This is a genomic window from Bacillus sp. FJAT-42315 (genome assembly GCF_002797375.1).
Classification (GTDB): Bacteria; Bacillota; Bacilli; order Bacillales; family Domibacillaceae; genus Bacillus_CE.
This window is the reverse complement of sequence record NZ_KZ454941.1, coordinates 1618018-1643205: the sequence shown is the minus strand read 5'-3', so window position 1 is coordinate 1643205 and position 25188 is coordinate 1618018. Positions and strand designations below refer to the sequence as shown.

At 40.8% G+C, this 25188-nt stretch carries 31 protein-coding genes; 8 read left to right on the top strand and 23 right to left on the bottom strand.

Annotation, left to right across the window (positions count from 1 at the left end; all coding sequences use genetic code 11):
- From CEF22_RS07940 to CEF22_RS07930, 3 genes are all read right to left on the bottom strand, one after another.
- A partial coding sequence (locus CEF22_RS07940) for a D-alanyl-D-alanine carboxypeptidase family protein (RefSeq protein WP_100403948.1) occupies nt 1-825 on the bottom strand: 825 nt, incomplete at its 3' end.
- A 90-nt stretch (nt 826-915) separates the two neighbouring features.
- Entirely contained in the window at nt 916-1503 is a 588-nt protein-coding gene (gene scpB, locus CEF22_RS07935) for an SMC-Scp complex subunit ScpB (protein ID WP_095478168.1), read from the bottom strand.
- Nucleotides 1500-2240, bottom strand: a complete 741-nt coding sequence (locus CEF22_RS07930; RefSeq protein ID WP_100402424.1) for a segregation/condensation protein A — start codon at nt 2238-2240, stop codon at nt 1500-1502. The genes scpB and CEF22_RS07930 overlap by 4 nt, the downstream gene beginning before the upstream one ends.
- A gap of 154 nt (nt 2241-2394) precedes the next feature.
- Here CEF22_RS07930 and CEF22_RS07925 point away from each other — a divergent pair, with 154 nt between their 5' ends.
- Nucleotides 2395-2937: a DUF309 domain-containing protein gene (locus CEF22_RS07925; RefSeq protein WP_100402423.1), complete on the top strand. Its 543-nt coding sequence runs from the start codon at nt 2395-2397 to the stop codon at nt 2935-2937.
- Nucleotides 2938-2951: 14 nt separating this feature from the next.
- Here CEF22_RS07925 and CEF22_RS07920 read toward each other — a convergent pair whose 3' ends face one another.
- The 17 genes from CEF22_RS07920 to CEF22_RS07840 form a co-directional block, all read right to left on the bottom strand.
- Nucleotides 2952-3305: a GNAT family N-acetyltransferase gene (locus CEF22_RS07920; protein ID WP_100402422.1), complete on the bottom strand. Its 354-nt coding sequence runs from the start codon at nt 3303-3305 to the stop codon at nt 2952-2954.
- Between the two features lie 205 nt (nt 3306-3510).
- Nucleotides 3511-4833 carry a diaminopimelate decarboxylase gene (gene lysA / locus CEF22_RS07915; protein WP_100402421.1) on the bottom strand — a complete coding sequence of 441 codons (1323 nt, stop codon included), beginning with the start codon at nt 4831-4833 and terminating at the stop codon, nt 3511-3513.
- A gap of 154 nt (nt 4834-4987) precedes the next feature.
- A complete protein-coding gene (locus CEF22_RS07910; RefSeq protein ID WP_100403947.1) occupies nt 4988-6418 on the bottom strand; it encodes a spore germination protein in 1431 nt (476 codons plus the stop codon).
- Nucleotides 6419-6494: 76 nt separating this feature from the next.
- Nucleotides 6495-6902, bottom strand: coding sequence for a stage V sporulation protein AB (locus tag CEF22_RS07905; protein ID WP_095478313.1), 408 nt, complete (start codon nt 6900-6902; stop codon nt 6495-6497).
- A gap of 1 nt (nt 6903) precedes the next feature.
- Nucleotides 6904-7527 carry a stage V sporulation protein AA gene (locus CEF22_RS07900; protein ID WP_095478176.1) on the bottom strand — a complete coding sequence of 208 codons (624 nt, stop codon included), beginning with the start codon at nt 7525-7527 and terminating at the stop codon, nt 6904-6906.
- A 115-nt stretch (nt 7528-7642) separates the two neighbouring features.
- Nucleotides 7643-8401 (bottom strand): RNA polymerase sporulation sigma factor SigF, encoded by a 759-nt coding sequence (gene sigF / locus CEF22_RS07895; RefSeq protein WP_095478177.1) that lies wholly within the window; start codon nt 8399-8401, stop codon nt 7643-7645.
- Between the two features lie 11 nt (nt 8402-8412).
- A complete protein-coding gene (gene spoIIAB, locus CEF22_RS07890) occupies nt 8413-8853 on the bottom strand; it encodes an anti-sigma F factor (protein ID WP_095478179.1) in 441 nt (146 codons plus the stop codon).
- Nucleotide 8854: 1 nt separating this feature from the next.
- The gene (gene spoIIAA, locus CEF22_RS07885; protein WP_100402420.1) at nt 8855-9205 is read right to left on the bottom strand and encodes an anti-sigma F factor antagonist; all 351 of its coding nucleotides are present in this window, start codon (nt 9203-9205) and stop codon (nt 8855-8857) included.
- Between the two features lie 110 nt (nt 9206-9315).
- Nucleotides 9316-10488: a D-alanyl-D-alanine carboxypeptidase family protein gene (locus CEF22_RS07880; RefSeq protein WP_100403946.1), complete on the bottom strand. Its 1173-nt coding sequence runs from the start codon at nt 10486-10488 to the stop codon at nt 9316-9318.
- A gap of 118 nt (nt 10489-10606) precedes the next feature.
- Complete coding sequence (locus CEF22_RS07875) at nt 10607-11911, bottom strand: pyrimidine-nucleoside phosphorylase (protein WP_100402419.1); 1305 nt, start codon at nt 11909-11911, stop codon at nt 10607-10609.
- Between the two features lie 19 nt (nt 11912-11930).
- Nucleotides 11931-12746, bottom strand: a complete 816-nt coding sequence (locus CEF22_RS07870; RefSeq protein ID WP_095478185.1) for a purine-nucleoside phosphorylase — start codon at nt 12744-12746, stop codon at nt 11931-11933.
- A gap of 13 nt (nt 12747-12759) precedes the next feature.
- On the bottom strand, nt 12760-13944 hold the full coding sequence (gene deoB / locus CEF22_RS07865) for a phosphopentomutase (RefSeq protein WP_100402418.1): 1185 nt from the start codon (nt 13942-13944) through the stop codon (nt 12760-12762).
- A 203-nt stretch (nt 13945-14147) separates the two neighbouring features.
- A complete protein-coding gene (gene xerD / locus CEF22_RS07860) occupies nt 14148-15041 on the bottom strand; it encodes a site-specific tyrosine recombinase XerD (RefSeq protein ID WP_100402417.1) in 894 nt (297 codons plus the stop codon).
- Nucleotides 15042-15045: 4 nt separating this feature from the next.
- Nucleotides 15046-15276, bottom strand: a complete 231-nt coding sequence (locus CEF22_RS07855) for a DUF4227 family protein (protein WP_100402416.1) — start codon at nt 15274-15276, stop codon at nt 15046-15048.
- 191 nt (nt 15277-15467) lie between these two features.
- Nucleotides 15468-15947 (bottom strand): ferric iron uptake transcriptional regulator, encoded by a 480-nt coding sequence (gene fur, locus CEF22_RS07850; protein WP_095478316.1) that lies wholly within the window; start codon nt 15945-15947, stop codon nt 15468-15470.
- Between the two features lie 112 nt (nt 15948-16059).
- Nucleotides 16060-16692, bottom strand: a complete 633-nt coding sequence (gene spoIIM / locus CEF22_RS07845; RefSeq protein WP_100402415.1) for a stage II sporulation protein M — start codon at nt 16690-16692, stop codon at nt 16060-16062.
- Between the two features lie 66 nt (nt 16693-16758).
- Nucleotides 16759-17310 carry an NUDIX hydrolase gene (locus CEF22_RS07840; protein WP_100402414.1) on the bottom strand — a complete coding sequence of 184 codons (552 nt, stop codon included), beginning with the start codon at nt 17308-17310 and terminating at the stop codon, nt 16759-16761.
- A gap of 103 nt (nt 17311-17413) precedes the next feature.
- Between CEF22_RS07840 and CEF22_RS07835 the strand changes: the two genes are divergently transcribed.
- A complete protein-coding gene (locus tag CEF22_RS07835; protein ID WP_100402413.1) occupies nt 17414-18325 on the top strand; it encodes an aldo/keto reductase in 912 nt (303 codons plus the stop codon).
- A 54-nt stretch (nt 18326-18379) separates the two neighbouring features.
- A complete protein-coding gene (locus tag CEF22_RS07830; RefSeq protein WP_100402412.1) occupies nt 18380-19024 on the top strand; it encodes an SIMPL domain-containing protein in 645 nt (214 codons plus the stop codon).
- Between the two features lie 57 nt (nt 19025-19081).
- Here CEF22_RS07830 and CEF22_RS07825 read toward each other — a convergent pair whose 3' ends face one another.
- The gene (locus CEF22_RS07825; RefSeq protein WP_100402411.1) at nt 19082-19336 is read right to left on the bottom strand and encodes a YqkE family protein; all 255 of its coding nucleotides are present in this window, start codon (nt 19334-19336) and stop codon (nt 19082-19084) included.
- Nucleotides 19337-19464: 128 nt separating this feature from the next.
- On the opposite strand from CEF22_RS07825, the gene CEF22_RS07820 reads away from it, so the two are divergent.
- The 3 genes from CEF22_RS07820 (at nt 19465) to CEF22_RS07810 (ending at nt 20941) form a co-directional block, all read left to right on the top strand.
- Nucleotides 19465-20373, top strand: coding sequence for an alpha/beta hydrolase (locus CEF22_RS07820; RefSeq protein WP_100402410.1), 909 nt, complete (start codon nt 19465-19467; stop codon nt 20371-20373).
- A gap of 87 nt (nt 20374-20460) precedes the next feature.
- The gene (locus CEF22_RS07815; protein ID WP_100402409.1) at nt 20461-20676 is read left to right on the top strand and encodes a CDGSH iron-sulfur domain-containing protein; all 216 of its coding nucleotides are present in this window, start codon (nt 20461-20463) and stop codon (nt 20674-20676) included.
- A gap of 67 nt (nt 20677-20743) precedes the next feature.
- Nucleotides 20744-20941 (top strand): YqzH family protein, encoded by a 198-nt coding sequence (locus CEF22_RS07810; protein WP_157843195.1) that lies wholly within the window; start codon nt 20744-20746, stop codon nt 20939-20941.
- A gap of 60 nt (nt 20942-21001) precedes the next feature.
- Here CEF22_RS07810 and CEF22_RS07805 read toward each other — a convergent pair whose 3' ends face one another.
- Both CEF22_RS07805 and CEF22_RS07800 read right to left on the bottom strand, forming a co-directional pair.
- The gene (locus CEF22_RS07805; protein ID WP_100403945.1) at nt 21002-21772 is read right to left on the bottom strand and encodes an SDR family NAD(P)-dependent oxidoreductase; all 771 of its coding nucleotides are present in this window, start codon (nt 21770-21772) and stop codon (nt 21002-21004) included.
- Between the two features lie 36 nt (nt 21773-21808).
- The gene (locus tag CEF22_RS07800) at nt 21809-22780 is read right to left on the bottom strand and encodes an MBL fold metallo-hydrolase (RefSeq protein ID WP_095478320.1); all 972 of its coding nucleotides are present in this window, start codon (nt 22778-22780) and stop codon (nt 21809-21811) included.
- A 481-nt stretch (nt 22781-23261) separates the two neighbouring features.
- Between CEF22_RS07800 and proC the strand changes: the two genes are divergently transcribed.
- Nucleotides 23262-24089 carry a pyrroline-5-carboxylate reductase gene (gene proC / locus CEF22_RS07790; protein WP_100402406.1) on the top strand — a complete coding sequence of 276 codons (828 nt, stop codon included), beginning with the start codon at nt 23262-23264 and terminating at the stop codon, nt 24087-24089.
- 69 nt (nt 24090-24158) lie between these two features.
- Nucleotides 24159-25175: an NADPH dehydrogenase NamA gene (namA, locus tag CEF22_RS07785; RefSeq protein ID WP_100402405.1), complete on the top strand. Its 1017-nt coding sequence runs from the start codon at nt 24159-24161 to the stop codon at nt 25173-25175.
- The last annotated feature ends 13 nt before the right edge of the window (nt 25176-25188 follow it).

Here is a 25188-nt window from a genome sequence, read left to right as displayed (position 1 = left end):
TTTATGCAAAATCACCTTAGGATCATATTGTTCAAAGCTCGATTCGTACATATAGATGTGGTCATTCCAATCATCAGATGCATCCAAGGTCACTGCAATTAAATCCATATCCCCCTTCGTCGCCGTTGTTACTAATGTTCGATGAGCTTTTTTCGTATAACCTGTTTTCCCTCCTGTGCAATATTCATACTTTTCTGTCAATAAACGATTTTTATTATGCCAAATGCGATCCCACTCACCACTTGGATCTTTGACTCGATGTTTTTTCGTTCCAGCTATTTCACGATACTTAGCATTTTTCATCGCGTATCTTGTCAAAAGTGCCATATCATAAGCGGTGGAACGATGCTTTTCACTATCATCTAAGCCGTGTGGATTAGCAAAGTGAGTATTCTTCATGCCGATTTCCTTCGCCTTTTCATTCATTAAAAATACAAATCCCTCTTTGCTTCCGCCTACATGTTCAGCGATCGCGACAGCCGCATCATTTCCTGAGCGCAACATTAAGCCGTACACCAAATCTTCTAACGAAATCTTTTCGCCTTTTTTTAAATAAAGGGATGATCCTTCCGTTAGCACCGCTCGCTTGCTCACCTTTACTTTTTCTTGTAGCTTGTCCGACTCAATCGCAATAATTGCGGTCATAATTTTCGTGATGCTAGCAATGCGCATCACCTCATGTGGATCTTTAGCATATAGCACCCGTCCACTTTGTTGCTCCATGACGATCGCACTAACAGCACTCGTGCTCGCTTGTGCTGGTGAGTTTATTGACAGCAAGAACAGTAGGAAAGCCAGGATGACAACTGGCATTTTTTTATTCATCCGCCGATCTCTCCCTCGCTTATTTGTACAACTATATGCAAAATAAGCCCCTAACATGACGAACAAAAAAAAAGCGGCCTCAGCCGCTTTTTACTCCTCATTATTTAATACTTGTTCAAATCGTTCAAAAAATAAATCCGCTTCCTCTTGTTCATTGTCTTCGATTTCTGATAATGGCGGAAGCTCTGAAATATCCTTTAATCCGAAGCAATCCAAAAACTCTTTCGTTGTACCATATAAAATCGGTCTTCCCGGTCCTTCTGCTCGTCCGTATTCCTTAATCAAACCTTTCGCTACGAGGTTTTGTAGCGCTCGATCGGCCTTCACTCCACGAATTTCTTCAATCTCCGCTCTTGTGATCGTCTGTTTGTAAGCGATAATCGCTAACGTTTCCAGAGCCGCTTGAGAAAGCGTGTGTGAATGACTGTTTTCCACTAGCTTTTTAATATAGGAGGCGTGTTCTTTTTTCGTTGCCAGCTGATAGGTGCCTGCGAGTTCAATTAATAGAATGCCCCGATCTGGATCCTGTTCATAGCGTTCCTTTAATTCATTCACGATATCTTTCGCTTCATGCTCTTCCACTTCAAGCACTTGAACAATTTGTTTTAATGACAACCCTTCATCACCGGCAGCGAAAAGTAAACTTTCTGTAATGCTCATCCAACGAATAATATTCATTCACGTTCCCCTCCTTTTGCCATCACAAACAGATCAGAAAAATTGTTCTGCTGCTCAACGACAATTTCATTTCGTTTCATTAATTCTAATACAGCTAAAAAGCTAACAACCATATGCCCTTTATCCTCATATGGAAAGAGGTCAACAAAACGAGTCGGTTGTTTGCACGTAGCTAATGTGGACAAAATTTGATCTATTCGTTTTTCTAGTGAGACCTCTTGCTTTTTTACTTTTTTCGTCATTGGGCGCTGCAATTTTTTGCGACGCAGAAGCTTATGAAACGCACCAAGCATATCATATACAGTAACACGTAAATTCTGTGATGATGGCTGATTGTCTTCAAGAGCCGTTAAATCACTCGGCGCTTTTGTAAAAAACTCTCCTCGTTCTTCTTCTTTCTCTTTCAAGCGCTCGGCTGCTTCTTTATATTTTTTATACTCAACTAGTCGTTCCACCAACTCTTCTCGTGGATCTTCTTCTACCCAATCGACCTCTTCCTCTTCCTCATGTGAAGGGAGCAATGTTTTACTTTTAATCGCTAATAACGTCGCAGCCATGACTAAATATTCACTGGCGACATCCAGCTCCAATTCCTTCATCGCATGAATGAATAATAAATACTGCTCCGTAATATCAGCCATCGGAATATCATATATGTCAATCTCTAACCGCTGAATTAAATGTAGCAACAAATCGAGTGGTCCTTCGAAAGCATCAACTTTTACTTTATATTGCATATTTTATCACCAATTCTTTTCAGTTCACTCAAAAAAAGCTCAACTTTTAGTATAGAGGATTCAGCGACACTGTCCACTACTATTTTCGGAATTTGATCAACAGTTTTCGGCATGTTAAGATGTGTGTAATGCAATGTAGTGTAGGAGGACGTTCATGTATTCTTATCCGTTGTCTTATTTAACCTTTCTCGTTCATTTCCATGATCATCAAGACTATTTTGAATGCCACGAAGTGTTAGAAGAATATTGGAAAGAACAGACGGACCAGGCTCGTGATTCTGTTTGGGTCGGTCTTATTCAAACAGCCGTCGTGCTTTATCACCATCGCCGCGGCAATTTTATTGGGGCGATTAAGCTAGCAACAAAAGCCCTCAATATTCTACAGAAACGTCAAAAAGAGCTAGCTGAACTAGGAATTGACAGCGAAGCTTTTTTAGAAGCTCTCTCTGTTCGCCTTCAAGCTTTACATCACCAACGACCATTCACCCCTCTGTCTATTCCTTTGCGTCATACAGAGCTTAAGAAACAATATGAGCTTGTAAAACAATCTTGCTTTTCTCCACTTGTAAAGGAGTCAGTGGATTATCTATATCACAAACACTCTTTACGAGATCGTTCTGATGTAATTGCAGCTCGTAAACGATCGTTACAAGAAAAACAAAAGGCCAGAAAAAACATTCAAAATATTAGTCATTAAAAAGAGACCCATACTTATTCAGTCGGGTCTTCTTCACACTTATGAAAAAATTTAGAGGTAGATGAGTTAGGAACGACCTTCTTGTCCGTATGCATCTCTTTTAACTCTTTTACCATTTTTTTGCCGATCCCTTCCTTGCGATAGGAAGGATTGACAGAGATATGTTGAATTTCTATTATATCTCCCTTTTCCTTTGTTCCTATCGCCCCGATCACCTCTTCATCTTTCCATAAATACAATTGCCAATGCTTTTTTTCTTCATAGGACTTCATCGTTTCCTGCAATTTTTTAATTTCCTTTTCTTGAGGCATAAACGACAGTAAACCCATAGCAATTTTTTCAAATGACTTTTTATAACGAATTAACATGTGAAATCCCTCTTCAATCTTATGGTTATCATGCAAGTAGTCGTTGATTAATAATTACCACTTTAACAAAACATTGGAAATTATTCAACTTTACTTAAGCAATGAACAACCAATAATATAAACCCCAGCCACATGCAATTAACATAAAAATGATAAAAAGTATGGCGTTACTTCTATTCATACTTCACCTCGAATGGTTCGTTATTCATTTATGACTTATCGTTTTTGTCAAAGGAAGATCCAGCTTAATAATATCCTCATAGCTTTCTCTCTTTATAATTAAGTCGGCATGTCCATTTTCCACAAAGACAACAGGAGGTCTTGGAATACGATTATAGTTATTAGCCATAGAGTAGCCATAAGCACCTGTACAGAACACCGCTAAAATATCTCCGGACTCCGCTTTTGGAAGTGGTAAATCCCATATAAGCATATCTCCCGATTCACAACATTTCCCAGCAATCGATACCGTTTCTTCTACAGCATCGTTTACTCGATTAGCCAACACCGCTTCATATTTCGCTTCATACAGAGCCGGACGAATATTATCATTCATACCCCCATCAATCGCAATATACTTTCTCACATTCGGGACATGTTTTTCTGATCCTGTTTGATATAGCGTAATACCCGCATCTCCAACGAGAGAACGACCTGGCTCAATCCAAATTTCCGGCATAGCCATTCCATAAGTAGCTGTCTGATCTTGCACTTCTTTAATAATTTCCTCCACATATTGTGAAGGTTCTAGCGGATCATCTTCTTCAGTATAGCGAATTCCAAAGCCGCCGCCAAGGTTTAATACGTCGGATTCAAAATGATAGCGTTCTTTCCAGTCCGCCAGCTTTTCGATAATTTTCCGAGCCGCTAACGTGAAGCCTGTCGTTTCAAATATTTGCGATCCGATATGACAATGGACTCCTAACAGCTTGATCCCTGTCATTTGCACAGCCATCTGCATAGCTTCTTCCGCTTGACCGTTATTTAAATCAAAGCCGAACTTTGAATCTTCTTGTCCTGTCGTAATATAATCATGCGTATGAGCTTCCACTCCAGGAGTCACTCTAAGTAAAATATTCATCACTTTTCCTTGCTGCTCACAAAGAGATTGTAGCATATTTAACTCATAAAAATTATCGACAACAACACAGCCAATACCACTTTCAATGGCCATCTCAAGCTCTTCTTTACTTTTATTATTTCCATGAAAATGGATTCTCCCAACCGGGAAGTTGGCTTTCAAAGCTGTATAAAGCTCGCCTCCAGATACAACATCTAAAGACAACCCTTCTTCTTCTACCAATTGAATCATGCCGATGGATGAGAACGCTTTGCTAGCATACGCCACTTGTGCGCTTACTCCAAGCTTTTCAAACGTTTCTTTAAACCCTCTTGCTCTTTCTCGTATTAACGCGACATCATAAATATACAGAGGCGTGCCATATGTATTAGCTAAACTAACACAATCGACTCCTCCCACTTCTAAATGTCCAAATTCATTTACACGTGCCGTTCCATATGTATGCATATATTCTCCTCTATTCTTTGAGTTTCTTTTTTCTCAAATGTCAATATTCAGATAATAAAAAAGAAGAAATAGACAGTCGTCTACGTGACAAACTGTCTAAAAACTAAAATGATTAAAAGTAATATACCACACATCCGTTATCTGCTCAACATCGTTATTCATCCACTGGTTGTCTCGTTACATCTCGCGGATTCACGATCGATGGTCGCAATTTGGCTGATGGAACCGTCTTTCGAATAAATATTTGCCAAAATGCTTGAGGATCAAAAGGAAGAATCGGCCATAAATAAGGAGTGTTTAAGGCGCGCATATGAGCTAAAAAGATAATAATACACGTAGTGGCAATCATAAATCCTGGCACTTTAAATAGTGCAACAGCTACAAGCAAGCATAGCCTAGATAATTTATTAGCGATGCTCAGCTCATAGCTAGGAGTGGCATATGTCCCAATAGCCGCAATCGCTACATACAAAATTACTTCAGGCACGAACAAACCGACATCAATCGCAATTTGCCCAATAAGAACAGCGGCAATTAAGCCCATCGCCGTTGATAATGGTGTCGGTGTGTGAATGGCTGCGATCCTTAAAAGCTCAATACCAATATCTGCTATAAAAATTTGCAACACTAAAGGAATGTTCGTTTCCTTATTAGGACCGATAAATTCCAACGCTTTCGGCAATAGCTGTGGCTCAAGTGAAAACAGCAATAATAACGGCAATAAAAATAACGAAGCAAGAATAGCAAAGAAACGAAGCCAACGAATAAACGTCCCGACCGCCGCCGATTGTCGATATTCTTCCGCATGTTGTAAGTGATGAACATAAGTAGCTGGTAAAATGATCACACTTGGCGACGTATCGACAAACAAGAGAACGTGACCTTCTAACAAATGAACGGCGCCAATATCTGCTCTTTCTGTGTATCTCACAATTGGATAAGGATTATAACCTTGTTTAACGATAAACTCTTCAATCGTCTTATCGGCCATTGGAATACCATCAATATCAATGGCATCTAATTCCTGCCTCACTATCGCCACTAAATCTGGATCTGCTATCCCATCAATGTAAGCGATCGCTACATCTGTTTTAGATCGTTGTCCAACCTTTGTCATTTCAAATCGAAGACGACCATCCCTGATCCGCCTTCTTGTTAACCCGGTATTAACGATAATATTTTCTACATACCCATCGCGCGAGCCACGTACCACTTTTTCTGTATCAGGTTCTTCTGGTTGTCTTCCCGGATAGCTACGAACATCGACAATCAATGCTTGTTCTTCATTTTCAATAACAATGGCTATTAATCCAGATAGCACTTGATCCATTAGTTGCTCAACAGTCTCTACTTTATCGACTGACTGGTGGGCAATTCTATTATCGATTATGTTGCTAATGTGCGTACTTCTTTTTTCATGATCGTTAATTTGTGTGAGCTGAGCAAATATTTCAATGATAAAAGAGGTATCACATAACCCATTTACATAATAAATGTGAACCTTTTTTCCGAGAATGACAAATTCACGAACGCCGATATCAAAGCTTTTACCTAAACCAATCTTTTGCTCCATTAATCCATTCATTTTCACAGGATCTTTTGGAATCCTTGTCGTTTTCGTTTCTTGCACCGATAAACCTCCTCACGATCCTTCAGTGTGATTACTGGTACACAAAATACAGCCATTGGAACAATGAACCAGCGATTTTCCCAAGGACGATAGCCATAATCAATACTAAAATATGCTCATGAACACCCATTCTCTTAGCGATAATCGGAAATACATTTAACACTTCGGTCAAGGCTGCCGCTAACATGCCAATAAACATTCCGCTTAGCAGCCCAATCGGTAAGAGCCACACTTCTGATATGAAGAGCCGAATAGGATGTAAGCTAGCCATTGTTCCAGCAAGTACTCCTAAAATAACAGCCCATTCATATCCTCTAATTTTGCTAAATGTTTTCGTCATTTGCATCATTCTTGGAATAACGCCAAGAACAGTAATAAATGCTACATACCCAACGCCCACTGATAAACCGCCAGCTAAACCGAGAAAAGCTAGCAACATATTATGAACGATACCCACTATTCGTCCTACTTTCCTTATACTCGTTTAACACAATATATTGATTTAAATCTTGTTGATATTTAAATATCTCCACTTCGAGCGGACTCGGTTCTTCATTGAATTTCTTTTTAAATAAATGGTTAAAGAATAAGATCATGCCCACCCCTAAACCAATGGAATATGGTATTTGTAAAATGAGCGGATGCTCTTTCTGTTCACCGGTAATAATCTTGTACAATTTCACTTGAACAGCTTGCATACTCACATCTTCGTGAAAGTTCATAATCGTTAATGCAGCTCCTGTAAATAATAAACACCAGATGAAAAGAAAAAGGGAAAAGGAGCTTTTCTTCCGGGTTGGAGCTGTATCAATAATCGTTTCTGACGGTCCGATGAACTGGATATCTACTTCCGGCCATTGATGAAGTACCATTTTCACAATCGTCATCGCTTCAATAACAACAATTTGCTGATCCTCTGGTTTAATTTGATATAAGTCCATATGAAGCAGACTTGGTAGCAATTGTTCAGGGGCAATGATTTGAGCTATGTCTTTTAGCTTCACGTTCGCATTCACATTTAGATGAATACGAGGAATTAAGCGAATAAAAATGGAAGTTTCCATCACTCTCCCACCCTGCTGTTTCATTATAGTCATTAATATGAGCAAAAACGGATGTAGTTATGCGATCAATGGCATGAAAAAAGTCGGCCAACAATCGTTGAACCGACTTAACCCTTTACGTAGACGTCATATTTTCCTTCATTTGCAGCAAAATTCTTTTCTCTAATCGTGACACTTGCACTTGAGAAATACCTAGTCTATTGGCGACTTCTGCTTGCGTCTGATCTTTATAGTAACGCAAATAGACAATCAACCGTTCTCTCTCCTCCAACCCTCTAATGGCTTCTTTTAAAGCGATTTGGTCGAACCATTGCTGATCAGTTTTATCAGCCATTTGATCTAGAAGAGTGATTGGATCTCCGTCATTTTCATATACCGTTTCATGAATCGAGGAAGGTGATCGTGCAGCTTCTTGAGCCATTACTGCTTCTTCAGGAGAAATATCTAAGTGAGTAGCAATTTCTTGAATCGTTGGTGTTCGGCCGTATTTTTTTAACAGCTCTTCTCTTGCTCTGCGAATTTTATTGCCCGTTTCCTTTAAGGAACGGCTGACTTTGACCGTTCCATCATCACGAATAAAACGTTGAATTTCCCCGATAATCATCGGTACAGCGTAAGTGGAAAACTTGACGTCATAGCTTAAATCAAATTTATCCACCGATTTTAATAAGCCAATACAGCCAATCTGAAATAAATCATCCTGGTCATACCCTCTATTCAAAAAACGTTGAACGACGGACCAGACAAGTCTCATATTCTTCTCAACAATCGTGTCTCGTGCTTGTTGATTGCCTTCTTGACTTTCTTTAATTAATTTCTTGAGCTGAGCATCTGACAAAATAGCCGGCTTATTTTTTTTAATTTCAACATCCATGGCTTGGCCCCTTAATTACAATATGCTTTTTTATTAGCGATCTGTTTCTTCAAACGAATTACGGTGCCTGATCCTTGATGTGAGGTAACTTCTACTTCGTCCATAAAATTTTCCATAATCGTAAATCCCATTCCTGACCGTTCTAGGTCTGGCTTTGTTGTAAATAATGGCTGTCTCGCTTCCTCGACATTTTCCATGCCGACTCCTTCATCTCGAATAACGAGATCAATGAGACCGTCATCAATGACGACCGATATATACACAACTCCTGCTGGATTCCCTTCATAGCCATGAATAATGGCATTTGTTACCGCTTCAGAAACAACGGTTTTCACTTCAGTTAACTCGTCCATTGTAGGGTCTAGCTGAGCGATAAAAGCAGCAACTGTCACTCGTGCAAACGACTCGTTTTGACTAATCGCACTAAATTGAACATTCATTTCATTTTTCATATTAAGCCGCCCCCAATCGTTCGAGTGCTTGTTGTTCTGACGTTTCCATTCGAACAATTTTAAACAAACCAGATAACTCAAACAGCCTTTTCACTGATGGAGAAATGGCACATACAACCATCTCACCACTTTTTTGCTGAATTTTTTTGTATCTTCCTAATACAACACCAAGCCCTGAGCTATCCATAAATGTTAGCTCCTCAAGGTTTAATATAATATGACGAATTCCTTGTCTATCAATCGCTTCATCCGCTTGCTTCCTGAGCGATTCGGTTGTATGATGATCGAGTTCTCCGATTAAGCGAAGGCAAAGAACTTGATCGACCACTTCCATGTCTACTGTTAAGCTCATAATTAAGCCCCCTTTTTTCAGTAATAGGAAGCATTTCGACGGCGCCCCTTACCAATCCTTCTGCCTGACAAAACTAGTACGTATTCGCTAAAAGAATCGTTGCTTCGTCATTATGCATCGCTCGTTTTCGTAAAATAATGAAACACTTTTTTATAAAATTGCCACCAGCTTGCTTTATGAATATCTTCTTTGGCAATTAGCGGCGTCTTCGAGATGACCTTTCCATCTCTTTTAATGCGTAGCTCTCCAAGCTTCGTTCCCTTTTTTATCGGTGCTTGAATGTTTTTTTGCAAATGAAGCTGTTGCTTCATTTTGACTTGCTTGTCTCCTTTGCGGGCAATGACTGATACATTTGCTCCTGTTTCTAAAGCTACTTTATTTTTATGACCTTTCACTACATTTAAACTGGTGATTTCTCTTCCTTTTTCATAAAGAGGCGTGAGCGCATAATGACCAAAGCCATAATCCATCATTTTCGTAATTTGAGCGTTGCGATCTTTCGGCGTTGGCGCTCCAAACACGACGGCGACAAGACGCATCTTCCCTTTTTGAGCAGTTGTTGTTAAACAATATTTTGCCTCGTTCGTAAACCCTGTTTTCAGCCCATCTACTCCCGGGTAAAATTTCAATAAACGGTTCGTATTGACAAGCCAAAACTTCTTATCTGTTCCATTTCGCAAATACGCTTCATATGTTCCAGTAAATTCGGTAATTTGCTCATGATTTAATAATTCTTTCGCCATAATTGCCATATCATAAGCAGAGCTATAATGACCTTTTTCAGGAAGCCCCGTCGCATTTTTAAATTGCGTTTGTTTTAAATCTAATTCCTTTGCTTTCTTGTTCATCATTTGAACGAATGCTTCTTCACTGCCACCAATTCGTTCAGCCATCGCAACGGATGCATCATTAGCCGATCCAATCGCAATCGCTTGAAGCATTTCCTTGACCGTCATTTCTTCTCCAGGCTCCAAAAATATTTGTGATCCTCCCATTGAAGCAGCAAAATCACTCGTCCTCACTTGATCCTCCCATGATATTTTCTTGCTTTCGATCGCTTCCATAATGAGTAGCATCGTCATAATTTTAGTCATAGAAGCTGGCGGCAATGGTTTATGGCTATCTTTCTCAAACAGCACAGTCCCGGTATCTTTTTCAACCAAAATAGCGGACTTAGCGTTTTCCGCCATTTGCAGCTTATCATCGGCTTCATTCGCTGAGGAAAGAAGGGGTACACTATGCCAAATGAGCAAAAAAGCAAGAAATAATACAAACTTTCGCATCATGATTAAATAACCTCCATTGTTGTGAACTATCCATACGGTATAACCCCATTTTTTCCAACATCTCTATTTTTATACAAAAAAGAAGCACCCTTTTTCAGGATGCTTCTTTTTCAGTCTATTTCATCATTTCTTCATGCACGAGCACAGGTGGAGCGACTTTTTCTTTGGAAAGAAGAATGCTCTTGTACAGCTCTTCTTTCACTTGTTCCACCTCTTCTGTATTGCTGTGTATAGTAACTAACGATTCGCCCACTTCAACTTTGTCGCCGATTTTTTTATTCAACATTAAACCGACAGCGAGATCGATGTCAGATTCCTTTGTCGCTCGACCAGCACCAAGCCACATCGCTGCTGTTCCGACATAGTCAGCAATAATTTCTGACACATAGCCTTCTTCTTTGGCTACTAATTCTATTTGGTAAGCTGCTTGAGGAAGCTTCGTCGGATCGTCTACAATCGATCCATCTCCACCTTGAGCTTCAATGAAAATCTTGAATTTCTCTAATGCTTGACCGTTTTCAATGACTCCCATCAGCTTTTGGCGGGCTTCTTCAAGAGAGGATGCTTTTCCTGCCGCATACACCATATGACTACCAAGGACTAAGCAAAGTTCCGTTAAATCTTCAGGACCTTCTCCCTTTAATGTGTCGATCGCTTCTTGTACTTCAAGCGCATTACCAATCGCAAATCCTAATGGTTGGCTCATATCTGAAATCACCGCCAGCGTCTTGCGACCGACATGATTGCCAATATTGACCATCGCTTGGGCGAGGTCACGTGAGTCTTCAAGTGTCTTCATAAACGCGCCTGCGCCTGTTTTAACATCTAACACAATCGCGTCTGCGCCTGCAGCAATTTTTTTGCTCATAATCGAGCTAGCGATCAACGGAATGCTATTCACCGTACCCGTCACATCACGAAGAGCATAGAGCTTTTTATCTGCTGGTGTTAAGTTACCACTTTGCCCAATAACAGCAATTTTATTTTTGTTCACAAGCTCGATGAACTGTTCATTCGTTATTTCAACATGAAAGCCTTCCGCTGCTTCTAGCTTATCGATCGTGCCACCAGTATGTCCAAGTCCGCGACCGCTCATTTTAGCAACAGGTACACCAACCGCTGCAACTAGCGGGCCAAGCACTAAAGTCGTTGTATCTCCTACACCGCCAGTAGAATGCTTATCAACTTTGATACCTTCGATAGCGGACAGATCAATTTGATCGCCAGAATTCACCATTGCCATCGTTAAATCCGCTCGCTCTTGTTCGGTCATTCCTTGAAAGTAGATCGCCATTAACAAAGCACTAATTTGATAGTCAGGAATCGTTCCTTTTGTATAACCGTCAATGATAAAGTTAATTTCTGTCGTTGTTAATGGATGTCCATCACGTTTTTTTTCAATTAAATCTACCATTCTCATCTGATGATCGCGCCTCTCTTTACATAGATTTAATAATTTCTTTGACATACAACAAAAAGTCAGCTCGAACTTTTTCTGTCGTTTCAATGACTTCCTCATGAGCTAGCGGTTGATCCAATATACCAGCTGCCATATTAGAAATACAAGAAATACCAAGCACCTTCATCCCACTGTGACGAGCAACAATTACTTCTGGTACGGTGGACATACCGACAGCATCACCACCGAGTGTTCTTGCCATCCGCACTTCAGCAGGCGTTTCGTACACTGGTCCTGTATTTCCAACATAGACGCCCTCTTGAATGGAAAGATTGATCTTGTTGGCAATCTCTTTTGCCAGCTGTTGAAGTTCTCTGCTGTAAGCTTCCGACATATCAGGGAAACGAACACCAAGACGATTGTCATTTGGACCAATCAGCGGATTACCACCCATCATATTAATATGGTCGGTAATGATCATTAAATCTCCTGGTTCAAATGCTTCATTGACACCGCCAGCCGCGTTCGTCACAATCACTGTTTCTACGCCCAGTGCTTTCATTACACGTACTGGAAATGTCACTTGATCAAACGAATATCCCTCATAGTAATGAAAACGACCTTGCATAGCCACTACTTCTTTTCCAGATAGCGTACCGAAGACAAGCTGCCCCGCATGTCCTTCGACTGTAGACACTGGAAAATCAGGAATCTCACTATAAGGAATCTTAACTGCATTCTCAATTTCCTCAGCAAGTACGCCAAGACCGGAACCTAAAATCAAACCAATTTTCGGATTTTTTCGACTCACCTTTTTTAAATATTGTGTCGCTTGTTCTATTTTTTCTACGTTCATTATTTTTTCTCCCTTACTTTAAGTCGTTTAAAAAGCTCTCGCCATATTTAGGCATCTTGACATCAAAATTTTCTGCTACTGTGGCACCGATATCAGCAAAAGTCTTTCTGATCGGCAATTCCTTTCCAGATTGGAAACGTGGTGAATAGACAATCAATGGGACATACTCGCGCGTATGGTCGGTTCCTTGATGGATGGGATCGTTTCCGTGATCTGCGGTAATAATCAATAAATCATCGTCTGTCATTTTCTCAAACACTTCTGGAAGTCTGGCATCAAATTCTTCCAGTGCCTTTCCATAACCGATCGGATCGCGACGATGTCCAAACAGCGCATCGAAATCGACGAGGTTAACAAAACTTAAACCTGTAAACTCTTGATCAAACGCTTGAATAAACTTATCCATACCATCCATATTTGATACCGTCCGTACCGCTTGTGTCACTCCTTCTCCGTCGTAAATATCGGAAATTTTGCCGATCGCAATGACATCGTACTCAGCGTCTTTCATTTCGTTCATCACCGTGCGTTCAAAAGGCTTTAATGCATAGTCATGACGATTCGAGGTACGCGTAAAAGCTCCTGGCTCGCCAATAAACGGACGAGCAATCACACGACCAACCATATATTTTTCATTTAGAGTAAGCTCTCTCGCGATTTCACAAATTTGATATAGCTCTTTTAAAGGAATAACCTCTTCATGTGCCGCAATTTGCAACACAGAATCAGCGGACGTATACACAATCAATGCCCCTGTTTCCATATGTTCTTTGCCAAGCTCATCTAAAATGGCTGTTCCGCTTGCCGGCTTATTGCCAATCACTTTTCTGCCGGTTCTTTGCTCTAACTCATCAATTAATTCATCAGGGAATCCATCAGGGAACACTTGAAAAGGCGTTTGAATGTTTAGCCCCATGATCTCCCAATGACCGGTCATCGTATCTTTTCCGTTAGAAGCTTCTTGCATTTTCGTATAATAAGCAAGTAGCTCGTTCGTTTTTTCAAGCCCTTGAATATCTCGAATATTCGCAAGCCCGAGCTTTGCCATATGTGGCATATGTAATCCGTTCATTTTTTCTGCGATATGGCCTAGTGTATCTGACCCTAAGTCATTGAATCTTTCGGCATCAGGTGCCTCGCCAATTCCTACTGAATCCATCACTAGTAAATGAATTCGCTTAAATGTAGACGCTACCATTTTGTGTCCTCCTTTTTCTCTCTTCTACTGAACATATTACCCTAATTTTATTTGAATAATCATCTACTAAATCGTCAGAAGTCTGACAACCTTGTTTCTTTTTATTTTACCCGATTTTATCGCTTTTGTACAAGCAAAAGAAGAAGGCTGCCCCATGAAAAGATGCGAGTTGCATCCCTTCCACTAGACAGCCTTTTCGATGATCAAGCTCGCGGATGAAATTGTGTATACACGTCTTTCATTCTTGTTTTCGTCACATGTGTATAGATCTGTGTCGTTGAAATGTCAGCATGACCAAGCATTTCTTGCACCGCTCGTAAATCTGCCCCATTTTCTAATAAATGAGTAGCGAAAGAATGGCGCAATGTATGCGGCGTTAAATCCTTTTCAATATCGGCTTTTTGAGCAAGCCCTTTTAATATTTTCCAAAATCCTTGTCGCGTTAAACGGTTGCCATGGTGATTTAAAAACAAAGCTTCTGTTGTACGTTTAGCGGACTTCAATTTCGGCCTTCCGTCTTGAAGATAGGTTTCAATCACACCAATGGCTGTTTGACCAATTGGTATGATTCTTTCTTTATTTCCTTTACCGAAACAGCGAACAAACCCCATTGTTAAATGAATATCGTCTAGGTTTAACGATGTTAATTCACTTACTCGCATGCCTGTCGCATACAATAATTCTAACATTGCCTGATCTCGCAAGCCAAACGGTGTCGACGTATCCGGTGCTACCATTAACGCCTCCACTTCAGACAAGTTGAGTACTTTCGGTAATTTTTTCTCCGCTTGTGGTGTTTCGATATGAACAGAAGGGTCTTGATCAACCGCTTTTTCCCGAAGTAGAAATTGATGAAAAGATCGGACCGAGGCAATATGTCGTGCGATCGTTTTCGTTGATTTCCCCTCCGTTTTCAACTCATTTAGAAATTGAACAATGTGAACACGCGTCACATCATTTAATGAAGACAACTGCTCCACTTTCTCGATATACAATAAGTAACGCTTTAAATCGCGTTCGTAAGCTGCTATTGTATTTTTAGCTAGTCCCTTCTCAACGACCATATAATGAATGAAATCTTGTAATTGATCCTTCATTGAATTACTCCCCATCTAAATAAAAAAGCAACAGGCGTTCCAGCCAGCGCATATCTACATCGTCTACTCGAACAGCTACTTTCATTGCTGCTCCTTCCGGCTCGTCATACCGATGCTTTTTTTCATATTCATGTTGAAGCCAAACAATTCCACTATAAAATAAGAGCGTCAAGCTAGTAAATAAAAAAAATACTCCACTCGCTCGCCGAACGGCTTTTCCCCATTCTCGTATCATCTCTTCCCCCTACTCGCTATCATAATTGATATAGCTTATGCTAGCTGAGTGGAGATGTAGAACTGGATATAAAACAAATATAAAAGACTGTCCCTTAAGCGCTTCGCTTCTTCACTAGCGTATCAGGATGTTTCATCGATACTACTTATCGTTGTGAAGACATTTGCTCTTCTCTTTAGGACAGCCCTTTATTAATCTACATGCTGCTTTTCATTTTCTCCTTGTTGCTCGGCTTTCTCCTGACAGCGCCAACAAATCCCATGAAAAGTTAAACGATGGTCTTTTACTTTAAATTTCCAATCACGTTCAACGATGACCTCTACGTCTTCGAGAAGGTCTTCCTGAATTTCATCGACCGCTCCACATTCAATACAAACGAGGTGATGATGAAAATGAGCGGCGCCTTCTTGACGCAGATCATAACGAGAAACACCGTCCCCAAAATTTATCTTATCTACTACTTTCAATTCATTCAGTAATTCTAACGTTCGATAGACAGTAGCCAACCCAATTTCAGGCGCCTTTTCTTTCACTAGGAGGTATACATCTTCTGCGCTTAAATGATCTTCTTCATGTTCAAGTAGCACCCGTACAGTAGCTTCGCGCTGAGGAGTTAATTTATAACTCGCAGAATGCAACTGTTTCTTAATTCTTTCTATCCGACTTTCCATCATTAGTCCCCTCCCACGCTGATGTTTCTTTATTATAACAAATTGGGAGGAGGTTGCAAAATAAAATCATTACAATATTCTCTTAATAATTATTTTTCATTGATAATTATTATCATATAACTATTTTCATTAACAATGGTGAAATATAGGCTTCAACTCCAGCTGCCAGCGCCGCTGCCGCGATAGCGATTAAAAAAAACAAAATGTATCGCAAAAGGAAAGGACCGATATAAAATTGATTCCCTTGCTTCATAAATATCTTTTTGATGAGTTGCAATGAGAATGCGGTTGAGACGGCGGCAATAAATAAGAAAACCGGTATAATAATTAAATTTTGCGGTAGCACCGTCGTCATTGATAAAAAGAAGCCTTTCCAGCTCATTTGCTGAACAAGAAAGCCCACCGAAAATCCGATGACAATCCCCTTCATAAATAAAAAGATAAAAATGAGCGGCAAACCGATAATCGAAATGCCGAACAACCAAATAGAACCTAAATACTTTACATTATGAATAAAGCTTTGCCAAAATATATCTTGTGAGGCCGCAACTTGACCGTCTGATACTTGTCCAAAAAATTGCTGTAAATAATAAGCTAAATCTTCTTTTTGATTAAGAGACAGACTATTAACGACAACCGCCCCAAACACGACTCCCATAAAAAAAAGCACAGCGACAAATACATAGATGGAGGCATTCGCCTGAACGTGTTGACCAATTAAAATCGACGAGATCTTTTTCCGCATATAAGCTCCCCCTTTTACTATTAGTTCACTTTATGTATGAGGGGAGCTGAATATGCGTTCGCTTATTTAGTTATTCAATTGCTGTTGGAGCTGTAAATATTGAATCGCATAGACTGTTTTCGCGTCGAAAATTCGTTGATCCTTGATGAGCTGTTCCGCTTCTGTTAACGTCACTTCCATCACTTCAACAAACTCATCTTCATCCAGTGATAACGCATCCTCTTTCTTGACTAAACCTTCTGCAATAAATACATGAACAAGCTCATCTGCAAAGCCCGGTGATGTATAAAACGATTGCAGCAATGTCATGCTTTCACAATCATAGCCCGTTTCCTCTTCCAGCTCCCGGCGTGCACATACTTCCGGCTTTTCTCCCGCCTCTAGCTTGCCAGCTGGAATTTCTACTAATGAACGCTCTAATGCTTTGCGGTACTGTTCTACAAGAACAATCTTTCCTTCGGCTGTCAAAGCAAGTACGGCTACAGCTCCTGGATGTTTAATAATTTCCCGTTTTCCTGTTTTCCCGTCTGGTAGCACAATATCATCGACTTGTAGCCGAATGATTCTCCCTTCAAAAATCGGCTCAGTGTGGATCGTCTTCTCTTCAAATTTTTTCACATGGATCACTCCTTCTTCTCTTTCTCATTTTACCACAGCTAGACAGAACATTTGTCTCGAAGGACTTCTCTTCGCTATGATGAGGAAAAGGAGTGAAGAATTAATGAAAAAGCAAAGACTTGGACATTCTCATTTACAAGTAAGCGAACTCGCCCTCGGCTGCATGTCGTTAGGAACAGATGAAAAAGTAGCACACGCTATTATAGAGACCGCACTCGAAGAAGGAATCAACTATTTTGATACGGCCGACTTATATGACTTTGGCGTCAACGAACGTCTCGTTGGACAAGCGTTAACATCGGTTCGAGAGGAAGTGATTATCGCCACAAAAGTAGGGAATCGTTGGCAAGAGGGGAAAGATGGCTGGACATGGGACCCCTCGAAAGCCTACATTAAGGAGGCCGTCAAAGGTAGCTTACAACGTTTACAGCTTGATTATATCGACTTATATCAACTTCATGGCGGAACGATCGATGACCCGATCGAGGAAACGATTGAAGCGTTTGAAGAGTTGAAAAAAGAAGGCTTCATCCGTGCTTATGGAATCTCTTCGATTCGGCCAAATGTCATTCGTGAATTCGTGAAACACTCGGCAATCGATAGCATCATGATGCAATACAGCTTACTCGACCGCCGTTCTGAAGAAGCGGTGTTGCCGCTACTCCGAGAACATGGAGTTAGCGTCGTTGCACGCGGACCGGTCGCTAAAGGGTTATTAAGTGATCATTGGAGAGAGAAAATAAAGGATCAAGGGTATCTGGATTATTCAGCACACGAATTAAAAGAGCTGCTCGAAAAACTAGAACAACTAACAACAAACGAACACTCATTAAACGGTCTTGCACTTCGCTACCTTTTACACCATGAGTCTGTCGCTTCGGTCGTCACTGGCGCAAGCTCTGCTCAACAGTTAAAGGAGAATGTTCGTGCCGTAAAGGAAGCTTCACTGTCAACACAAGAATATAAGGCATTGCAAACACTTACAAAAGCAGCGCACTATAACCAACATCGTTGAACAGGTGGTAACTACCCTTTTGGAGACATATATAAAAACCAAGGAGGGAGAAAAATGAGATACGATGAGTCCAGTTCACCTACAATGATCGTTGAAGGGAAAGCAACCGTCACGACCGCACCAGATCAAGCGGTTATCACAATTGGAATCGTAAGTGAAGCGAAACAGGTGATCGATGCTCAACAGCAAAACAGCTCTGTTTCCAATCAAATCATTCAAGCGTTAAATAAAAGCGGGATTCCTTCAAATGATATTAAAACAAAGCAATATTCCATTCGACCGGTATATCAATATACGGAAGGAAAATCGATCTTAACTGGGTACGAGGTTCGACATTTATTAGAAGTGCAAGTCAATCAATTACAACAAATCGGGACGATCTTAACGATCACTACGGAAAACGGAGCTAATATCATCGAAGACATCACCTTCAAGACGTCTACCCCTCATGCCGCTTACCGTAAAGCGTTACAGCTCGCTACTTTAGATGCGATTGGCAAAGCAAAAGAATTAGCCAAAACGCTCCATGTTCAACTTAACCAAACACCGATGAAGCTAGTGGAAAGAAGTGCGCACATTCAATCAAGACCGACGGAGAAAATGGTCTTATCCGCCTCGACCGAATCCGTTCCGATCGAACCGGGAGAACTAACCTTTTCAGCCGCTGTCGAAGCTGTTTTTGCTTATACTAACTTTTAAGATGAAAAAAGCTGTTCATAAGTCACGCATCCCGTACTTACGAACAGCCTTTTTGGTTTATTTAAATTTCGTCCAGTCCATAGAACTATCATTTAACAACTCTTCAAAGCTTTTGTTTTTCTCCCGTTGGCGTCTTTCCTCTTTTTTTCGCTTTTCCTCTGCTTCTTTTTGCTGTTGCTCCTGTTCCTTTAGTTCTTTCTGCTTTATTTTTAACTGTTCAAGCACACCGGCATTTAATGTATCTTTTAACGTTAATACATCTTCCTTAGCTGATGTTGATTGCTGTTTCGTTGGCTGTTTTCTCTTTGCCATCGTTCTGCCCCTCCCTTTTCATGTGTATCGTATATTTTACCTCAGAATGAACATGAGGTGAACCACATGATCTTTCTTATTTGAAATGGTACACTTAATGTAGAATGTGACTAATTTGAGGTGAGAATATGAAAAAGTGGTGGACCGTTCTCGGGACAACAGCTGCACTGACCGCTGCTGTTGGTGTGTATGTATCTAACCGAGTGTTGTACATGAAAAAAAAAGATGAACAGCTCATTTACAAACGAGAGGTCGAGGCGAAACGACTAGATATCGAAGCGTATGAACAGTTACCGAAAGAAGACGTATGGATTCAATCTCCTTTCGGCTATCGATTGAAAGCCGTCTTTGTTACCCCTTACCCAGGTCGTCCGTATGTGATTTTCTGCCACGGCGTCACTGAAAACAAAACGAATTCGATTAAATATATGAATTTATTTATTAAACGAGGCTTTAATGGCATTATTTACGATCATCGTCGTCACGGAGAATCAGAAGGAATAACGACTAGTTACGGGCATTACGAGAAGTACGATTTACAAGCGGTCGTCAATGAATTAATTCACCGCGAAGGAGAACACGTCTCTTTCGGTATCCACGGAGAATCGATGGGTGCTGCCACTTTACTTTTATATGCAGGAACGGTTGAAGATCGAGCTAATTTTTATATTGCCGATTGTCCGTTCTCCGATTTTAGAGAGCAAATGATTCATCAAATGAAGCGAGAAATCAAGGTCGCGCCACAAGCGATTGTTCACTTAGCCGAATGGATGGTGGCCTGGCGAGATCGTTTTCGTCTATCAGAGGTCTCCCCTCTTACAGCTGTCGAAAACATAAAAAAACCGATCCTTTTCATTCATAGTGAAGAAGATGAGTTTATTCTCCCTGATATGACAAAAGAGCTCTTCCGCCGAAAAAAAGGACCAAAGGAGCTGTATTTAGCACCAAATGGTGCACACGCTCAATCGTTCAATGAAAACCCGGAGCAATACGAGCAAGTCATTGATCATTTTCTCAAGCATTTTGATCTACATTAATGCTAAAGGTCTTCCCTCATCGTATTGCTTTTTCCCTCTTTTCTTTATAAGATCAAAATGTGTCAATCATTAAGAGGGGGAATTATGATGTCAAAAGCACAAATTAAAGTCATGGATAATGGGTCTTTTAAAGTATCGGGCGATGTAGAATTAATCGATATGGACGGAAATGTATTCCAAACAAAACCAACTTTTTCTTTATGCCGCTGTGGTTTGTCACAAAACATGCCATTTTGCGATGCTGGCCATAAAGGAAAATTCGAATCATGTGTACGCGCAGAAAAAGTATTAGACGAAGAGTAAAATGAAACGGACAGTCGATATGGCTGTCCGTTATTCATGAGCAAACAGCTATCTGGAGGAGATAAGGTTGCAACAACCATTTATTCAAAAAAGAATCGAACAAAGCTTAGCCAAATATGATTATGAGCCTGATTGGCAGGAAGAGAAAGAGCTATTACTCCGTCTCATTAACCGTATAGAGAAGCGCTGTGCCAATGAAGGCGAAGATCTTTATGAAGTCATTGAAGATGAAATCTACTCGTTTGTTACTGGAAATAATGAATAAAGAAGAAGCTAGGCATCTCCACATAATTATGGTAGCAAAGCCTAGCTCTTTAGTAACCGGTTATTTTTTAAAAAACGCTTTTCTTCCCAAACGCTCAACGACACGGGGAAATAATGTATAAAAGATACTGCCTGCATTCATCCATTTCGGTAAATTAATTTCTCTTTTATTCGTACCAATGACCTCGATAATTGCCTTCGCTACTTTTTCCGGTTGCAGCATCCATCGTCCTACATTTTCAACGTAAGCACCTGATGGGTCGGCCGTAGTGAAAAAATCTGTCGCAATCGGTCCTGGATTGACAGCCGTCACATGCACGTTGTCGCGAGCTAACTCCATCCGCAAGCTGTTCGTATAGCCAAGCACCGCATGTTTCGTCGCTGCATATATGCTTGATTTCGGTGTAGCCATTTTCCCCGCTTGCGAAGCGATATTAATAATATGACCGCTTTTTCTTGCGCGCATATCCTTCATCACCATTTCCGTACAAGCGATTAATCCTAAAACATTGACCTGAAACATCGCCTCAGTGTCCTCCCATTTCGCCTCATGAGCATAATCAAACACACCAAAACCAGCGTTATTGATTAATACATCAATGGAACCAAAACGAGTAAAGATCTCCGCAAACACTTGTTCAACATCCGTCCGTTTGCTTACATCCATCGAATAAACAAAGACATTCTTTGTAGCAAAATCCTGTTCTATTTTCTGCTTCAGTAGTTCTAAGCGATCAAGGCGGCGTGCCAACAAAACAAGGTTAGCACCTTCCTTCGCCGCTAGCTTTGCCATTTCATAGCCAAGGCCGCTAGAGGCCCCTGTAATCACCATCGTTTTCCCTTTCAGACGCAAACCCTCCACTCCTTTTCACACAGGGAAATAATACAAAATCCCTTCATCATTCATTTGAGCTTCTACCTGTCCGTTAGTCTGCAAATAATCCAACTGACCAACCGTTTCTGATAATGTGAGTGCGGTTTCTTTTAGATAAATAGCTGGAAACAGTTGTTGACAGACTTGAAAAGCGGTCATCGGTTTTTCTTTTACCATCTCGTATACAGACATCGCTCGCTCATGCTGGCGTTGTAGGCGACGAGCAATGAGTGCATGACTATTTTTCACTTCCGTTCCGTGACCCGTGTAAGCAATATGAATGGGTAGCTCGAGCATTTTTCTCAATGAATGATTGTATTGCACCTGTGGTTTCGGGCGTTCTTCCGTCATCACTAAAGGTGGTTCCAGTAAGGGGTTAGGGGATACTTTCGCTAACAGGTGATCCCCCGCTAATAGAGCCCCATCCTTCTCCCGGAAAAAGACTAAGTGACTTTGTGAATGCCCAGGCGTTTCATACACCATCCACTCATGCATGCCGAACAAGCGCTCACCTTCTCGCATCTCTTGTGTCAACTTTCCGTATTCACAGGCGAACTTCAATGGAGCACCTATTTGCTCCGGACGAAATTCCAACTCTTTCGGTAAGCCCAATTGAACGTATAACGCCCGCAAAAAATCAACATATTCCTTCATAAATATTTCATCTCTTGATAGCCAATTAGCACAATAACGATGACCGATCACATCAATTTCATCCGGAAGAAAATCCAGCAAGCCGACATGATCTGGATGGTGATGCGTTAAGACAACTTGCTCTAAATCTTCAGGTGTATATCCAAGCTGAGATAATCCATAAACGAAAGCTTCCCAGGACGCCTTCGTTTTCACTCCAGCATCCACTAGCGTCAAACGATCTCCCTTCACGACATAGACATTTACATCTCCGATAGGAAAAGGAGTAGGCAATGTAATTTTCGCAATATCTCCAAACCGCTCTACATTCATCATTTCCGCACACCACCTCATAAATATTCGATTAAATATTGAAGCACCATTCATTAATTTTATATGTTCCAATCGGAAAAGTCATTATTTTCTTACTATATTTCATAAAAAAAATCATTTTTTCTCCAACTTCCTCTTGACAAAATGGCATATAATTATGCATAATCACATATAAATCAGTGATCATTTGATAGAAAATTCTAAAAATAAAAGCGATGACAAAGGCCAGTAAATAAAAAAAGGTGCAAGAGAGTGAAGCTCGTCGGCTGAAAGGCTTCATCACCCACTTTTTTATCGAACCTACCTTATGAGCTGTTAGGAAAACCTAAACGCCTCCCCAGCGTTAACGGGAAGAGAAGTGTGCGGCCGTTGTTCGGCTCGCAAATAAAGGTGGTACCACGGAAGCTAACACCCTTTCGTCCTTTTTTAAGAGGATGGAAGGGTGTTTTTTATGTTTAAAAAATAAAAGGAGGGCTTTCATATGAAAACCGTATTTATTGGGGCTGGTTCCATGGCAGAAGCAATGATTTCTGGTGCGATTTCAAGCGGAGCGCTAAAGCATACAGATATTTATGCCACGAATCGAGCGAATGAAGCGAGACTGAAAGAACTAAAAGACCAATATAACATTCACACTAGTTATCAAATAAACGAAATGTTCAAAGACAGCAAAATCATCGTCCTAGCGATGAAGCCAAAAGACGCTAAAGCTGCTTTAGAAACGATCAAACCTTTTATTTCCCCTACTTCATTGATTATTACGTTAATGGCGGGTGTCACAATCGACTTTATCGAAAGAGAACTGAACGAACCGTGTGGTGTCATCCGCGCGATGCCTAACACTTCAGCAGCTGTAGGAAAATCCGCAACGGCAATCGCTTTAAACCAACATGTATCGGAAGAGCAAAAACAGAAAGCGCTCAGCCTTTTTTCTTCGATTGGCATGACTAAAATTGTAAAAGAAGATCAGCTCGATGCTGTCACTGGGCTTTCCGGAAGCGGCCCTGCGTATATTTATTATGTCGTTGAAGCGATGGAACAAGCTGCTGAGGCGATCGGTCTAGAAAAAGAAATTTCTAAACCACTGATTATTCAAACCTTGCTTGGAGCAGCAGAAATGTTATCTGTTTCTGATGGCAAAGCAGAACAATTAAGAAAAGCCGTCACAAGTCCAGGAGGAACGACCGAAGCTGGCATTCGCCTATTAGAAAATCAACAAGTAAAAGAAGCGTTTGTGAACTGCATTAAAGAAGCAACGGCCCAGTCCAAACGACTTGGTTTGCCCTACCAAACACACAGTCACCTGTAACAGCTATCGTTTTGGCTGCCTGACAAACCTTGTTATAATGAAAAAGAACAATTATAAGGGGGAGAAATCATGGTAGCTAAATTGTTTGAACGATACAAGATCAAAAATATCACGTTAAATAATCGTATCGTCATGTCTCCGATGTGCATGTATTCCGCCGAAAGCGACGGAAAAGTGACCGATTGGCATTTCGTTCATTATCCGACACGCGCAATCGGACAGGTCGGCTTAATTATGGTCGAAGCAACGGCTGTTACGCCTGAGGGACGCATTTCCGAACGAGACCTAGGAATTTGGAGCGATGAACATATTGAAGGGCTGTCAAAGCTTGTGTCTATGATCAACGTACACGGAGCAAGAACAGCGATTCAACTCGCTCACGCTGGACGTAAGTCAACAGTCAATGGCGAAATTATCGCTCCTTCTCCGCTTCCATTTGATGAAAACATGAAAACACCGAAAGAAATGACGAGCGAGGAGATTGATGAGACGATCAAAGCTTTTGCTGAAAGTGCCAGACGTGCCAAAATCGCCGGCTTTGATATCATTGAGCTCCACGGAGCACACGGGTATTTAATTAATGAATTTTTATCTCCATTAACGAACCACCGAGAAGATGAATATGGTGGTAGCGTTGACAATCGTTTTCGTTTTTTACAGAGAGTCATTGAAGCCGTTCAAAAAGAATGGGATGGTCCTTTATTCGTTCGTATTTCAGCTACTGATTATCATGAACATGGATTAGATGTAGAAGATTATGTTGATTTGACGAAAAGAATGAAGGATTTAGGAGTCGATTTAGTGGATGTAAGCTCTGGAGCGGTTGTTCCGGCACGAATCAATGTCTTTCCTGGCTATCAAGTCAAGCTAGCAGAAACGATCAAGCATGGTTCACATCTCCCTACTGGAGCCGTTGGTATGATCACATCCGGTCTACAAGCAGAGGAAATCTTACAAAACAACCGAGCCGATTTAATTTTCGTAGGGCGCGAACTGCTGAGCGATCCTTACTGGCCACGGACAGCAGCAAGAGAATTACATGTAGAAATAAAAGCCCCTGTACAGTATAAAAGAGGCTGGAATTAATTAAAGCTACATA